Raw genomic sequence first — 14338 nt, 5'->3', positions numbered from 1 at the left:
GCGGGGGTAGTTCTATGTGGCGGGATATGGTTTCTGCGTCACATGTTTTGTATGGTCAGTGCATGCTTCGCAGTGAACTGGATAACTTTCGGTCTGCTGCCTCGGCCTAGCTAATAAACTGGGAAATACGGAGCATATCCCACAGCACAATCCTCTCTAAGTGAAGGAGCGCGCGGTATGACCACCCCGCATACTCACGAATCTACTGCCCACACCGAAGGTGACGAAGCCCCCGGAGCGCCGCGTAGCGAGTGGCGCCGCCAGTTCATCGGCCTTTTCATCGGCTTGGGTTTGGCCGTACTGGTCTTCTTTTTCTTCCCCTCGAATGCGATCGAGACCGTACAGGGCTCCGCAGGTGCAGATCCGGAAGCCGAGTACACGCTCAGCGCCATCCGCACCGTCGCTGCCGTAACCATCTTGATGGGCGTGTGGTGGATGACCGAGGCCATTCCGCTCGCCGCCACCGCGCTGCTTCCGCTGGTCATCTTCCCGCTCGCCGGTGTGGGAACGATTAAAGAGGTGGGTGCCCCATACGCGTCCGCCACCATTTTCTTGTTCATGGGTGGCTTCCTTATCGCGCTTGCTCTGCAGCGCTGGAACTTGCATCGCCGCCTAGCGCTGTACGTGGTGAAGATCATCGGCACCTCGCCCAAGCGCCTGATCTTGGGATTCATGCTGGCCACCGGCTTTTTGTCCATGTGGGTATCTAATACCGCCACGGCCGTGGTGATGCTCCCGATCGGCACCTCGGTGCTGGCACTGACCGCGGAAACCGTAGGCGGCTGGGATAAACAGAAGAAGTTTGCCACGGCACTGATGCTGGGCATCGCATATTCCGCCTCCATCGGTTCGCTGGGTACGCTCATCGGCACCCCGCCGAATGCCTTCCTTAACGCATATATGGCCGATACCTGGGGCGTTACCCTTGGTTTCGGCCGGTGGATGGCAGTTGGTGTGCCGCTTGCAGCAATCTTCTTGCTGATTGCCTGGGCACTGCTCATCACCGTTTTCAAGCCGGAGATGAAGGATATTCCAGGCGGCCGCGAGCTTATTAACGACGAAATTGAAGCCCTCGGCCCCTGGACCAGCCCCCAGATCATGACCGGCATCATCTTCGTCCTCGCCGCCGCAGCCTGGGTTACCCTGCCGTTGGTCCTCAAAGAATTTGAGAACTATGACGATGCCATCGTGGGCATTGCCGCTGGCATCTTGCTCTTTATCCTGCCCGCGGATAACCAGCGCCGCATCCGTTTGCTGGACTGGAAGACGGCCAATGAAATGCCGTGGGACGTCCTCCTGCTCTTCGGCGGCGGCCTGTCGCTGTCCTCGGTCTTTAATTCCTCCGGCCTGTCCCTGTGGATTGGTGAGATGGCCAAGGGTCTTAGCGTCCTGCCCGTTGTCCTCATCGTCTCTGCCGTGGCTGCGCTGGTGCTCTTCCTGACGGAGATCACCTCCAATACGGCTACGGCGGCTACGTTCATTCCGATTATGGGTGGCGTCGCCGTGGGCGTGGGGCTTACTGCCGATGGCGATATCAACGTCCTTCTCCTGACCATTCCGGTGGCCCTCGCGGCAACCTGCGCATTCATGCTCCCAGTTGCCACCCCGCCGAACGCCATTGCTTATGGCTCTGGCTACGTCAAGATCGGCGAGATGATCAAGGGTGGCCTTGGCCTCAATATCATCGGCATCTTCCTCATCACCCTGACGGTGTACTTGCTGGCAGTGCCTATCTTCGGCCTTTCAATCTAGGTGACGTAGCCATTCCCTAATGAAAAACATTATCATTAGGGAATGGCTACTCCCGTTACCGTGCTGTCCGGATTTTTAGGCAGCGGAAAAACCACGCTCTTGAACCACCTGCTTGCCAACCGCGAAGGGCGCAAGCTTGCGGTCATTGTCAACGACTTCTCTGAGGTCAATATTGATGCTGCCCTCGTTGCCGGCGAAGGTCACCTCGAGCGTGGCGAGGATCGCTTTGTCGAGCTATCCAATGGCTGCATCTGCTGCACCCTGCGCGAGGATCTCACCGATTCCGTGGGCAAGCTCGCCCGCTCCGGCCGCTTCGACCAGATTGTCATTGAGTCGACGGGCATCTCTGAACCCATGCCCGTTGCCGCCACCTTTGAGTGGGAGTTTGCGGACGGCACCACGCTTGCCGACGTCGCCCCTATTGACACCATGGTCTCTCTCGTGGATGCTTCCGCTTTTCTTGATTGCCTGCGTCGCGGCAAGAGCCTCGCGTCTGAGAATATTGAGGCCACACCCAGCGATGATCGCACCGTGGCCGACCTCCTAGTGGACCAAGTCGAGTTTGCTGACCTTATCCTTGTTACCAAGACCGATTTGGTTGATGCTGCCGAAACCGAGCGCGTCATCGCAACCGTTCGCGCTATGAACCCCCGTGCCCGAGTCGTAATGGTCACTGATGGTGCCATTGACCCACGGCTGGTCCTCGATGCCCACCTGTACGACTCCGCCACTGCCGCGACTTACCATGGCTACGCCGAGGAGCTGGCTAAGCCGCACACGCCCGAAACCGAGGAATATGGCATTTCCTCCGTCGTTTTCCGCGCCGACCGCCCCTTTAACCGCGATCGTCTGCTCGCCGCCCTTCGTGCCAGTACCGGCCTGGTGCGTTCTAAGGGGTATTGCTGGCTCGATACCGATCTTCAACTCGCCCACGCTTGGCAGCAGGCTGGGCCTAACCTTCAAATCGTGCCAGCTTCGCTCTGGGCTGCAAATGACGTGACGCCCGGTACCGAAATTGTCCTTATCGGTATCGACTTCGATCACCAGTCCACCCTCAGGGCGCTCCGGGGCGCTCTGCTTTCCGACGCCGAAGTTGCCGCTCTCATCGCTCCCTAATTGTCTCCATTTCCATCAGGTGAACGCCGGGTGAACAGGCGATTTGTTAGTTTTCCGGACCGTGGGTATAGTAAATTCTCGTTGCACAGCAGAGCGCACGCACTGCTTACCAACGGTCTGCGCCCGTAGCTCAACGGATAGAGCATCTGACTACGGATCAGAAGGTTGGGGGTTCGAATCCCTCCGGGCGCACAAAATCAGCCGCCTTCGGGCGGCTTTTCTTGTATCTTAGCCCGCCTCACCTAAGTTCCGCTCTATGAAGACCTCCTCGCTTGTTTCCGGCCTCATCGCCGGCGCCATCCTCGGCCTCATGCTGTGGCTGGGCTCTGGCATGTTCTGGCTCTTTGTGGCCGGCTTGGCCATCGGCATCGCCGCAGCCCCGCTTCTAAAGCTGGCCGCCGATCCTTCCCGTTCGCGCAAGCGCCGCGATAGTTCCTTCCGCGACTAGGTCCGCCGACTAGGTTCGCACAAGTCTCACGCAATCCACTTATAAAATGCAGGACACGTATAAAATATTCGCAGCAACCTTCCAGACAGGCTTAGTAGAAAAAGAAAGTCTTTATTAACAAGGGGAGCGCCGCGACGCGTTCCCCTCCGTCTTGAAGGAGAACGCTAAGTGTTAGCACCCTCGCGCATTGTAGGGCTCGATATAGCCCGCTCACTTGCGATTATCGGCATGATAGTTCTGCATATGGCCTCCTTGGTGTGGCATACCAAGGTCACTTTAAATGGCCTGCCCGCCGCACTATTCGCCGTTCTGGCCGGCGTCACGTTGATGCTTATTTCCCGCGATTTCACGGCGACCACGTTCCTGCGCATCATCGCCCGCGGCTGCATAATCACACTTATCGGCCTCGCCCTGCTGCCCGTGGGCGGTGAGATTCAAATCGTCCTCGTGGTCATCGGCATCACGATGATCCTGGTGTCCTGGGTCCCGCCGCTGCGCTGGTGGTGGAAGCTCCTGCTTCTCGCCGCTGCTACCGCCGCCGCGACCATAAAATATGCGCCGCTGACCCTTCCGCAGGTCTATCCGCTGCTGGCCTATTGTGCCTATTTCCTTGCTGGCATGCTGCTCTATGAGATCTATATCCGCAGCGCCCGTGCCGCTGCCCAGTGGGTGTCCACTGCCATCGCCGCGGCCGTTGCGGCAGCCGGCTTTTACTTCCGCTTTACCCCGGATATGCCTGGCTGGCTGCGCTTTACCGGCCACACCGGCGTGCTAGGAGAGATTGTTCTGTCCATCGCCGTAGCCGCCATCGTCCTGCACCTATGCCTGCTTATCGGTCGGGCGGTGCCTAAGCTGGCGTATCCCTTTGCTGCGCTGGGGGCGATGTCGCTGAGCATCTACATCCTGCATGTGCTCACCGCTTACTACTGGCAAAGTCACGTCTCCCTCCACAACACCGGGTGGGCCTGCGCGTTCATCGCCCTCTTCCTTGTCCTCGCGAGCCTATGGCGCCGCCTGATAGGGAAGGGGCCGGCCGAATGGGCCGTCGCTAAGATCATCGCCATCGCCGTTCCTGCCGGAAAGAAGGACTAATCATGCAGCACAAAATCTTCCCCGCCCTGCTTACCGCCGGTATCGTGGCATTGACCACCGCCCCTGCCAGTGCCCTCGAACACGGCGAGCCGGCCCAAGACTCAGCGGAGTCTCGCACCGTGGCGCAATTGAAAATCGGGCGCGTGGGCAGCTTCGGCGATTGCACCGGCACCCTCGTAGCCGCCCAGTGGGTGCTTACCGCGCGCCATTGCCTCGAGTCCGTCAACAATGAGGGCACGCAGGCCCGCATCAATGGCACCACCTACGACGCCGATTCGTGGGCGCTATCCCCGCTTTCCGACGCCGCCCTTCTCCACCTCACCACCCCCGTCACCGACACCACCCCGGCCGAGATTTCCACTCACGTGCCAGAACCCGGTCAGCGCGGCACGCTTTACGGCTGGAGCAGCAGTTCATCCATGGCGCGCCGCGGGCAGCTGCCGCAGGCGGAGATGGAAGTGGCCGAGCTCCTCGGCGCCGGCCCTGCTGGCCCCGCTAGCTCCACCGAACCAGGTGCCGCAGACGCCTCCGAGGTTGGCGCCGAGGTTGCCGCCGAGGATGCCGCTGGCGGAGAAAGCATTCCCGCGGCCGAGGCCATGCCGGGGCTCAGCGCACCAGAGGGGACAGAAAGCGTACCGGCCGGCGAAGCGATGCCGCTGATTGAAAGCGCGATCCTCGATGTGCACTCCACCGGCCGCGCAGGCATGCAGGGCGGCGACTCCGGCGGGCCTTTCTTCGTCGACGGAAAGCTTGCCGGTTTGGCCACCGCGGGAACGGCGAATGGGGATCCGGACTTGCCCTCGCCAAGCGCGGCAATCACCACGCTGGCCGGCACCAAGGACTGGGTAGAAGGCGTGGTGAGCGGCCGCGATAAGGAAGCAATCCTTACCGCAGAGACCACCCCTGAACCGCCGAAAACCCCGCAGACCAGTGCAGATCGTGCGGGGCTTTATGGGGGCATAGCCGCCCTCGGCCTGATCGCCGCCGCGGTGCTGGCGCGGATTCCCCGCCTGCGCAACCGCGGCCGCAAAGGCTAGAAAATCTCGATGCGTCCGCCCAGGGACTCGGATTGGCGCAGCTGTGCCACCCACTTCGGGCCGCCTGGGTGCAGGCGCAGCACCGGGCGGGAAGAAATCTTGACCGGGGAGACCGATTCCTTGCGCGCGCCGGAGCGGGCATCGATGCGGGTGCGGGCGCGGTAGCCGGCGTCGGTAAGTTCAGCGATGGAAGGCTCGGGGGAGTCGAGCTTCTCGCGGGCGTCGTGCAGCAAGTCCAAGGCCTCGTCCAATGCCTCCACCAACGCCGGCGCATTGGTCTCGCACATCTGCTGCACCAGCTCCGGGTGAGTGCCGGCCACGCGGGTAGCGTCCTTGAACGAACCGGCAGACAGGGACTGCGCCAGGATTCCGCCGTTATCGCCCACCACGGCGAGGATCTCCGCAAAGACGTGTGGCAGGTGGGAAATGCGCGCCACCGCGGCATCGTGATTAGCCACCCGGATAGGCACCGCCTCTGCGTGCACCATCTGGGTCATGCGCACGACCTCGGTGAAGGTCTCAATCCACTGCTTCGGAATCTTTTCCCCGCGCGCCTCGCACTCGGCGGCGTAGTCATAGGTAATGCCCCAGGCCGCGCGGCGGAACAGATCCTTCTGCGAGTTATCCCAACCGGACTTTGACGTGCCCGCCATCGGGTGGCCGCCCACATAGCGCGACTCCATTCCGCGCTCCAGCACCTGCTGGCGCACGGCCGTCTTAACGGAAACGACGTCCGTAATACCGCAGCTCGGCGCGTGCTCCTGAATGGCATCGAGGACGCTTCCCACAGCGCCCATCGGCACGGCTATGACAATGAGCGCGTTCTCCGTCTCCGCGCGGGTCAAAATCGCCGGAAGATCATCGGTGACGTCAAAACCCTGCTTTACTGCAGTGCGGGCGCCGGACGTGGAGTGGTTGTATCCAAAAACGTGGTGATTGTATCCGGCGAGATCGCGCAGCAAAGAGCCGCCGATGAGGCCGAGGCCAATAATGCAGATAGGGCGTTGAACATCTTGAGAACTCACGATGACAATTGTGGCACAACACGACTAATCTCACGAGGTATGAGCAACGAAAATTACTCCTTCGCAGTAACCGTCGCCCGCAACGCGGGCCAATGGCTGGTGCGCAGCTTCAACGATGACTTTGAGGATCCGCAGACCTCCATCAATGCGGTGCGCAGCCTGCGTTCCGAGGGTGCTGCGTTCGCGCTGCTGTGCGTGGAGGATGCCTATTTTATTGCCGTGCGCCCAGTGCCGGGCGGGGTGAAGATGCTCATCTCGGATGCTACCTATGGCGTGGACGATGACTTCGCCGCCGATTTCATGGATATCAACGATCATGAAATCCCGGATGTGGACCCCGAAGAGGCCGATCCTTATGGCGAGGGCGATTTCGATATCTTCGCTGACCTTGGTCTATCCGAGGACCAGGTGGGCTACATCATTGACAATGATGAGGACTGGCCTTCCGATATGTTGCTGCGCATCGCCGGCGAGCTCGGCTTTGGCGATGAGTTGGAAGACGTCATTGTTAACGCCTGAGCTCTTGCTGCGCGCTGAGGCTCGGATGCGCCGCGCCCTCGACGTCGCCAAGCGTACGCCGGCCGGCGACGTCCCCGTGGGTGCGGTGCTTTACGACGCCACCGGAACCGAACTTGCCACCGGCGTCAACCGCCGCGAAGAGCTTGCGGACCCGACCGCCCACGCCGAGGTCGAGGCCATTCGCCAGGCCGTTCGCGTGCACGGCGATGGCTGGCGGCTTTCCGGCTGCGAACTCGTCGTCACCCTAGAACCCTGCGCCATGTGTGCCGGTGCGCTGCAGGCCGCGCGGGTGTCTTCCGTGGTTTTCGGCGCCTTTGAACCCAAGACGGGCGCGTGCGGCTCGCTCATCGATGTCCTGCGTGCCCCCGCCGCCCCCTTTACCCCGCAGGTCCGCGGCGGCGTTCTCGAAGACGAATGCGCTGGGTTGCTCCGGAAATTCTTCGACGGCCTGCGCTAAACGTGCGTATAGTGGTGGTCATAGAACAACCATCTACTCAAAGGAGTGAACATGAGCGATTTGGAAAACAAGAAGGATGGCCTTGTAGGCAAGGCAAAGGAAGCCTACGGCGAAGCTACCGACAACAAGGACGTAGCTAACGAGGGCAAGGCCGACCAGGTCACCTCCGAGGCTAAGGACAAGCTGTCTGACGCTGCCGAAGGCATCAAGGACAAGGCCAACGAGGTTATCGGCGGCCTGAAGGACGACTAATCCTCGTCCCTCGTTTCCACATCTCGCTGCGCTGGCACCCCGCCGGCGCAGCGATTTTGTCGCTCGGGCCCACTCCCGTAATCTGGAACGCGGTGGCGTGTCCGAGCGGCCGAAGGTGATCGCCTCGAAAGCGATTGTTGGGTAACCCCCAACCGCGGGTTCAAATCCCGCCGCCACCGCACCGGGATCCCGGCCTGTTTGCGCAGGTCGGGATTTTGTTTTGCCCATTTTTCCCTTGAGTTCAGAGGGTCGTTGCAACACTTTCCCTTAGGAGGGTGTTGTTGTGTCTGAGATTATTGGCCCGTTTCATTCGTTGTCTGAATCGGATCGTCGTGGCTTAGTTGCCTTGGTTGGCAGTGGGCGTAGTGTCCGTTCGGCGGCTGGTGAGCTTGGTTGTCATTACGGGCATGCTTTGAATTTTTGTCATGCCTTTGGATTGCCAGTCGTGTTTAAAGCCAAACGAGTTGATCGCCGCGGTAGCCAGGCTTTCCAGCTTGTAGAGCTAGTCCGAAGCGGACTGTCGGTACGCCAAGCTGCTAAAAGATGTGGGATGCATCTTTCTGCGGCTTATGCCGTAGCTACGGAAGCTGGGTGCCATATCCGGTTGAGTCAGTATGCTCGGAAAGTCCGCCAGACGCAGTTAAGAGTGGAATATCTGCGCCTTCGGCTGGCGAGCCTGCCTGGTGGTGATGCTGGCGCGGCAGTAGGAATTGATCGTCGACTGCGTTTAGATTTCGAAAAAGGACTCACCAAATCCCAGGGTCGACGAGAAGAGTTCATACCCGTCGGCGAAGACGCCAGCACGTATAACAGACTTATGAAAGCGCTGCGCCAACGCCATGATGTCATCGAATCCGGAAGGCTTGCCCCTCCCGCCTTACCTAGCGGGGTAGATCCGTATAAACGCATCAGCAATCGCTACATTTGCTTCGAAGAACGCGTCATTATCGCCGATCTTCTCCGCGAAGATGTGCCACTGCGTGAGATTGGGCGCCGTTTAGGGCGAAGTGCATCGTCAATTCAGCGTGAAGTACGCAGAAACCACAGTGCTGAAGGCCCGTATCGTGCGGAAACAGCCCAGTTAAAGGCCTGTGCGCGGAGATTGCGGCCGAAAATACCGAAACTACTAGCCAACAAAAGACTATGGGACTATCTATGCGCACAATTGCGGGCACAATGGTCACCTGAGGAGATTTCTAATCGCCTGCCCATCGACTACCCCACTGATAAGGACATGCGCATTAGTCACGAAACGATTTATGACGCCTTTTACCTGCAGGCCAAAGGAAGACTCAAAGACCTTGGCTTGGACTTGCCGACAGGTAGAAAGAAACGCAAGAAACGTCAAACCCGCTCCAGCACACCTGCCCAGCAACGCTTCGTCGACGACATGATCCTCATAGACGACCGGCCAGATGAGGTAAGTGAACGTATTTTGCCAGGCCACTGGGAAGGCGACCTCATCCTCGGTAAAAACAACCAATCAGCGGTAATCACGCTAGTAGAACGCGTTAGCCGATTTGTTGTCCTTGGCCACCTACCGGGAAGGCATACCAGCAAAGAAGTATTCACAGCCCTGCACAAGGCAGTTGCAGGAATCGATAAAGCTATCTGGTCATCAATTACCTGGGACCAAGGAAGCGAAATGGCTGGCCATAAAGCCTTTACTATGGCCACTGACATTCCCATCTACTTCTGCCATCCAGGATCACCATGGGAACGCGGCAGCAACGAAAACACCAACGGCAGGCTCAGAAGAAACCTTCCTAAAAACAGCGACCTGTCCATCTACAGCGCCGAGGACCTAGAAATGATCGCCAACATTCACAACCACAAACCACGCAAAGCACTCAACTGGCGCACCCCAGCCGAAGTCATGACCAACGCCCTCACACAAACCGGTAGCATCAAACCAAACTAACCATCATCGTTGCAACGACCCCTAGAATCCGCCTCCGGCAGGCGCGGGGAATCCGGCTGGCTGGCCGCCAGCTGTGAAAACTGGGACGCAGGTGGCTTCGTGATAGGGGATTGTGGGGTAAGGCCACTACACTAGGGCAAAGTTCAACCCGTCCCCCACGCGAATGCGAAGGTACATCTACCCGTGGCTAAACTGCTTTATCGTCTTGGGCGCTGGTCTTTCCTCCATAAGTGGAAGGTCATCGTGGCATGGCTGCTGCTGCTCGCCGCCGTCGGCGGTGCCGCCGCCTTGCTGATGAAACCGATGACGAGCGAGTTCTCCATCAAGGGAACCCCGTCCATCGACGCCACCTACAAGACCATGGACCTCTTCCCAGAGGGCGGCAATCCTGCCAACTCGCCCTCGGTCAACGTGGTCTTCAAGGCCCCAGACGGCCAGAAGCTTTCTGATCCCGCAAACCGCGAGGCCATCGACGCCACCATCTCCTACCTCGAGGACAACCTAGAGATGGGCGATACCACGCGCTTTGGCAACCCGCTTGAGGTCTCGCCTCGATTGCAGGATCAGGTCATCCACCAGTTCACGGACATGGGGCTGCCGGAAGCATCCGCCCGCGCGGACGCGGACAACCTCGCCATGGTCAATGATGAGGAGACCATTGCCTATACCACCTTCAATTTCGACGCCGAGTCGCCCTATAGCGTGGAGCAGGCCGATAAAGACACCGTTACCGAGGCAATGAATATTGCCCGCGACCGCGGCCTCACGGTAGAAGGCAATGGTGCCGGCTTCGGCGATGAAATCGCGGTCAATTCCACCTCTGAGATCATCGGCCTCGGCGTTGCCTTTATCGTGCTCATCTTTACCTTCGGCTCCCTGGTGGCCTCGGGTATGCCTTTGGTGTCCGCCGTCATCGGCGTGGGACTAGGCGCGCTGGGCATGTTCATTGCCACCCACTGGATTGAGCTCAATAATATGACCCCGGTCCTGGCCATCATGATTGGCCTTGCCGTGGGCATTGACTATGCGCTGTTTATCCTGTCGCGCTACCGCGCCGAGCGTCGCCGCATGGACGGGCCAGATGCCGCAGGCATGGCGGTGGGCACGGCTGGCTCCTCCGTGGTCTTTGCCGGCGCGACCGTCTTTACTGCGCTTTTTGCGCTTCTCATTGCGCGCATTGGCTTCCTGACGGCAATGGGCTTGGCCGCCGCCGGCACCGTCGCCATCGCCGTATTGGTGTCGCTTACGCTCATCCCCGCGATGCTGGGCGTGCTGGGGGATAAGGCCTTCAATGGCCGCATCCCCGGCGTGGCCGGCAACCCGACCCGCAAGGGCAAGCGCCGCCGTGGTCCCACCATGGGCAACCGCTGGGTGCGCCTGGTCCAGAAGGCCCCCGGCCTGGCCATGGCGCTGGTTGTCCTCTCCCTGGGCGCGATGACCGCGCCGGTGCTCGACATGGAACTCGCCCTTCCGGCCGATACCACCTCCAATCCCGATACCACCCAGCGCAAGGCCGCCGACCTCATGTCCGAGGGCTTCGGCCCCGGCGTCAACGGCCCCTTCCTCGCCGTGGTTGATGCCCACACGGTCAACGCGGAGGCCGGCGCCCTCGCCCCGCTTGTCGACGCCCAATCTCAGCCCGAACCAGCCCCCGCGCCCGCCCCCGCACCAGATGCGGAGGCCGCGCCCGAGGGCGCTGCACCAGAGGATGTTGCGCCGGAGGACGCAGCCCCTGAGCAGCCGCAGCCGGACCAGCCCGCGGCCGAGGCCGAGCCGGAGATTGCCCCGGCCGCCGAGGTAGTAGACACCTCCGCAGACGCTGCGGACAATTCCTCGCCGGAGGATAAGGCCGCGCTCGCGTCCTTCCTATACACCGCGGACCAGCTTAAGGGGCTGGGCGGCGTGAAGCACGCGCAGATTGTTGGCCTGAGTAAGGACCAGCGCGCCGCGCAGATCATGGTCACCCCAGAAACCGCGCCGACGGACGCCGCGACGGTCAACGTCGCGCACGCGCTGCGCTCGGCCACCAGCGAGATCGAAGACGCCACCGGCACCGACATCGGCCTGACCGGCTTAACCGCCGTGCAGCTCGATATCACCGAGCGCCTCGAGGAAGCCATGGCGCCGTACCTGGCCATCGTCGTGGGCCTGGCCATCGTGCTACTGCTGTTGGTCTTCCGCTCCATCCTGGTGCCGCTGGTTGCGGGCCTGGGCTTCCTGCTGTCCGTCGGCGGCGCCTTCGGCCTGACCGTGCTGGTCTGGCAGGAAGGCCTGTGGAACCTAGTTCCCGCGCCGGGCCCGCTGATTTCCTTTATGCCCATCTTCCTCATCGGCGTGACCTTCGGCCTAGCGATGGACTACCAGGTCTTCCTGGTCACCCGCATGCGCGAGCATATCTCGCGGCATCCGGAGGGCACCGGTGGGCGATATAGCGCCGTCGACGAGGCCACCATCACCGGCTTTACCCAAGGCGCCCGCGTGGTCACGGCCGCGGCCATCATTATGATTTCGGTCTTCGTGGCCTTTATTAACCAGCCCCTGCCCTTCATCCAGATTTTCGGCTTTGCCTTGGCCGCCGGCGTGCTTTTCGACGCCTTCTTTATCCGCATGACCCTCGTCCCCGCCACCATGTTCCTCATGGGCCGCGCGACGTGGTGGATGCCGAAGTGGTTGGCGAAGATTCTGCCCACCCTGGACATCGAAGGCACCGCCCTGGAAGAAGAATGGGAAGCTAAACACGCCACCACGGCCCCAACCCCTAGCCCTGCAGACAAGGAAGAAGAGTAAAGATGGACTTGAGCTTCGACGTCGGCAAGCGCCTGCCCGAAGGCCCCGGCAAGCACGGCCGCAGCGGTGTCATCCACACTCCGCACGGTGATATTCGCACCCCGGCCTTCATCCCAGTAGCCACCAAAGCCACGGTCAAGACGCTTACCCCGGAACAAATTCGCTCCACTGGTGCGCAGGCCATCTTGTCGAATGCGTACCACCTCTACCTGCAGCCGGGCCACGACATCGTGGACGAGGCCGGCGGCGTGGCCGAGTTTGAAAACTGGCATGGCCCGACCTATACCGACTCCGGCGGATTCCAGGTCATGTCCCTGGGCGTGGGCTTCAAAAAGGTCCTTGCGATGGACGTTGCGGATCTCAGCGATAAGGACATCCGCGCCGCCAAGAAGGAACGCATGGCGCAGGTGGACGAGGATGGCGTGGATTTTAAATCCGTCATCGACGGCTCCAAGCACCGCTTTACCCCCGAGAAGTCCATGCAGATCCAGCACGGGCTGGGCGCAGACATCATGTTTGCCTTCGACGAACTGACCACGCTGGTTGATACGCGCACCTACCAGGAGGAATCCGTCGCGCGCACGCACCGCTGGGCTAAACGCTGCCTGGATGAGCACGATCGCCTCACCCGCGAGCGCGCCCACCGCCCGAAGCAGTCGCTGTGGGGTGTTGTCCAAGGCGCGCAGTACGAGGACCTGCGCCGCCAGGCCACCCGCGGCCTGCTCGACCTCGACCGCGCCGCCCGCGAGGACGGCAAGCGTGGCTTCGGCGGCTTCGGCATCGGCGGCGCGCTGGAAAAGGAAAACCTGGGCACCATCGTCGGCTGGGTCTGCGATGAGCTACCCGAGGACAAGCCGCGCCACCTGCTCGGCATCTCCGAGCCGGACGATATCTTCACCGCCGTCGAGGCGGGCGCCGATACCTTCGACTGCGTGGCTCCCACCCGCCTGGCGCGCCGCGGCGGCGTCTACACCCTTGACGGCCGCATGAACCTTACCAATGCGCGCTTCAAGCGGGATTTTTCCGGCGTTGACGAGGAATTCGGCGGCTACGTATCCGAGAATTACTCCCGCGCCTACCTGCACCACCTGCTCAAGGCGAAGGAATTCCTCGCCGGCACGCTGTGCACCATCCACAACGTGGAGTTCATGATTCGCCTGGTGGATAATATCCGCGCCGCCATCGACGGCGGCTACTACGAGGCCTACCGCGATGAATTCCTCGGCCGGTACTACGCCGGCAAGTAGTCCTCGCGCTTCTTTACCCACTTAATGACCGCGGCCGTCACCGGCAGCATGACGGCCTCCATCAGGGTCTTCCATACGAAGCCCACGATGACGTAATTGATGAACCCGCCCACGGTGTCTACGCCGATAACCGGCGCGGCGATGGCGCAAAAGAGCAGCGTATCGCCGAACTCGCCCACCACTGTGGAGGCGATAAGGCGCGCAAAGAGGCCCTTTTCGCCGGAGCGCTTCTTCATCGCGGTTAGCGTCCAGGCATTCAGCAACTGGCCCACCAGGTAGCCGGCCAGCGAGGCGGCCAGGATCTGCGGCATCAGGCCGAGCGTGGCGGCGAAGGCCTCCTGGCCCTCGTAGAAATCGGCCGCCGGCAGCCAGATGGCGATATAGAAGCACACGGCCGCCAGAATTGCCATCGCGAAGCCGATATAGACCGCGCGCCGGGTGGACTTGAAGCCGTAGCACTCGGAGAGCACATCGCCGACAATATAGGCCAGCGGGAAGAGGAAGAAGGCGCCGTCGGTAACCAGCGGGCCGAGCTGCACGCCCTTAGTGGCGTTGATATTAGAAATCAGGAAGGTCACCACAAATACGGTGACCAGCCAGGGGTAGAGGGTGGAGCGGACGGGAATGAAGCGCACCTCAGCGCCGTTCGATTTTTCCATGCCCGCCATTGTGCCAGCCCGTAGAC

The 14338-nt window shown here is 61.0% G+C and carries 13 protein-coding genes and 2 tRNA genes; 13 read left to right on the top strand and 2 right to left on the bottom strand.

The window, feature by feature from the left end:
- Positions 1–177 precede the first annotated feature (177 nt).
- From LG376_RS02850 to LG376_RS02825, 6 genes are all read left to right on the top strand, one after another.
- Positions 178–1752, top strand: coding sequence for a DASS family sodium-coupled anion symporter (locus LG376_RS02850; protein ID WP_049377342.1), 1575 nt, complete (start codon positions 178–180; stop codon positions 1750–1752).
- A 42-nt stretch (positions 1753–1794) separates the two neighbouring features.
- Positions 1795–2868, top strand: a complete 1074-nt coding sequence (locus tag LG376_RS02845) for a GTP-binding protein (RefSeq protein WP_225746110.1) — start codon at positions 1795–1797, stop codon at positions 2866–2868.
- A 119-nt stretch (positions 2869–2987) separates the two neighbouring features.
- A tRNA-Arg gene (locus LG376_RS02840) sits at positions 2988–3060 on the top strand.
- Positions 3061–3124: 64 nt separating this feature from the next.
- Positions 3125–3316 carry a hypothetical protein gene (locus LG376_RS02835; RefSeq protein WP_225746109.1) on the top strand — a complete coding sequence of 64 codons (192 nt, stop codon included), beginning with the start codon at positions 3125–3127 and terminating at the stop codon, positions 3314–3316.
- Positions 3317–3544: 228 nt separating this feature from the next.
- A complete protein-coding gene (locus tag LG376_RS02830) occupies positions 3545–4408 on the top strand; it encodes a DUF418 domain-containing protein (RefSeq protein WP_255718247.1) in 864 nt (287 codons plus the stop codon).
- A gap of 2 nt (positions 4409–4410) precedes the next feature.
- Positions 4411–5445, top strand: coding sequence for a trypsin-like serine protease (locus LG376_RS02825; RefSeq protein WP_225746107.1), 1035 nt, complete (start codon positions 4411–4413; stop codon positions 5443–5445).
- Here LG376_RS02825 and LG376_RS02820 read toward each other — a convergent pair.
- Entirely contained in the window at positions 5442–6470 is a 1029-nt protein-coding gene (locus tag LG376_RS02820; protein ID WP_225746106.1) for a prephenate dehydrogenase, read from the bottom strand. The two genes, LG376_RS02825 and LG376_RS02820, sit on opposite strands and share 4 nt — an antisense overlap.
- A 39-nt stretch (positions 6471–6509) precedes the next feature.
- Here LG376_RS02820 and LG376_RS02815 point away from each other — a divergent pair, with 39 nt between their 5' ends.
- The 7 genes from LG376_RS02815 to tgt all read left to right on the top strand — a co-directional run bounded on the left by LG376_RS02815 (position 6510) and on the right by tgt (position 13653).
- Positions 6510–6989 (top strand): tRNA adenosine deaminase-associated protein, encoded by a 480-nt coding sequence (locus LG376_RS02815; protein ID WP_225746105.1) that lies wholly within the window; start codon positions 6510–6512, stop codon positions 6987–6989.
- Positions 6990–7014: 25 nt separating this feature from the next.
- A complete protein-coding gene (locus tag LG376_RS02810; RefSeq protein ID WP_225747351.1) occupies positions 7015–7446 on the top strand; it encodes a nucleoside deaminase in 432 nt (143 codons plus the stop codon).
- 51 nt (positions 7447–7497) lie between these two features.
- Entirely contained in the window at positions 7498–7698 is a 201-nt protein-coding gene (locus LG376_RS02805) for a CsbD family protein (RefSeq protein WP_198492376.1), read from the top strand.
- Positions 7699–7789: 91 nt separating this feature from the next.
- Positions 7790–7877, top strand: a tRNA-Ser gene (locus LG376_RS02800).
- 104 nt (positions 7878–7981) lie between these two features.
- Positions 7982–9619, top strand: coding sequence for an IS30 family transposase (locus LG376_RS02795; protein WP_225746104.1), 1638 nt, complete (start codon positions 7982–7984; stop codon positions 9617–9619).
- A gap of 183 nt (positions 9620–9802) precedes the next feature.
- A complete protein-coding gene (locus LG376_RS02790) occupies positions 9803–12406 on the top strand; it encodes an MMPL family transporter (RefSeq protein WP_225746103.1) in 2604 nt (867 codons plus the stop codon).
- A 2-nt stretch (positions 12407–12408) separates the two neighbouring features.
- Complete coding sequence (gene tgt / locus LG376_RS02785) at positions 12409–13653, top strand: tRNA guanosine(34) transglycosylase Tgt (RefSeq protein ID WP_225746102.1); 1245 nt, start codon at positions 12409–12411, stop codon at positions 13651–13653.
- On the opposite strand, the gene LG376_RS02780 is transcribed toward tgt, so the two are convergent.
- Complete coding sequence (locus LG376_RS02780) at positions 13638–14312, bottom strand: queuosine precursor transporter (RefSeq protein WP_179387271.1); 675 nt, start codon at positions 14310–14312, stop codon at positions 13638–13640. The genes tgt and LG376_RS02780 overlap by 16 nt on opposite strands.
- Positions 14313–14338 lie beyond the last annotated feature (26 nt).

Source organism: Corynebacterium sp. Marseille-P4611 (genome assembly GCF_916618765.1).
In the GTDB taxonomy this organism is placed as follows: Bacteria; Actinomycetota; Actinomycetes; order Mycobacteriales; family Mycobacteriaceae; genus Corynebacterium; species Corynebacterium marquesiae.
Note: the sequence above shows the minus strand (reverse complement) of the source record. Positions and strands in the feature narration are given on the sequence as shown.

Coding starts and splice junctions, on each gene's coding strand:
- LG376_RS02825 (WP_225746107.1), top strand. CDS start 4,411: ATGCAGCACAAAATCTTCCCCGCCCTGCTTACCGCCGGTATCGTGGCA.
- LG376_RS02835 (WP_225746109.1), top strand. CDS start 3,125: ATGAAGACCTCCTCGCTTGTTTCCGGCCTCATCGCCGGCGCCATCCTC.
- LG376_RS02815 (WP_225746105.1), top strand. CDS start 6,510: ATGAGCAACGAAAATTACTCCTTCGCAGTAACCGTCGCCCGCAACGCG.
- tgt (WP_225746102.1), top strand. CDS start 12,409: ATGGACTTGAGCTTCGACGTCGGCAAGCGCCTGCCCGAAGGCCCCGGC.
- LG376_RS02805 (WP_198492376.1), top strand. CDS start 7,498: ATGAGCGATTTGGAAAACAAGAAGGATGGCCTTGTAGGCAAGGCAAAG.
- LG376_RS02830 (WP_255718247.1), top strand. CDS start 3,545: ATGATAGTTCTGCATATGGCCTCCTTGGTGTGGCATACCAAGGTCACT.
- LG376_RS02845 (WP_225746110.1), top strand. CDS start 1,795: ATGGCTACTCCCGTTACCGTGCTGTCCGGATTTTTAGGCAGCGGAAAA.
- LG376_RS02850 (WP_049377342.1), top strand. CDS start 178: ATGACCACCCCGCATACTCACGAATCTACTGCCCACACCGAAGGTGAC.
- LG376_RS02780 (WP_179387271.1), bottom strand. CDS start 14,312: ATGGAAAAATCGAACGGCGCTGAGGTGCGCTTCATTCCCGTCCGCTCC.
- LG376_RS02810 (WP_225747351.1), top strand. CDS start 7,015: ATGCGCCGCGCCCTCGACGTCGCCAAGCGTACGCCGGCCGGCGACGTC.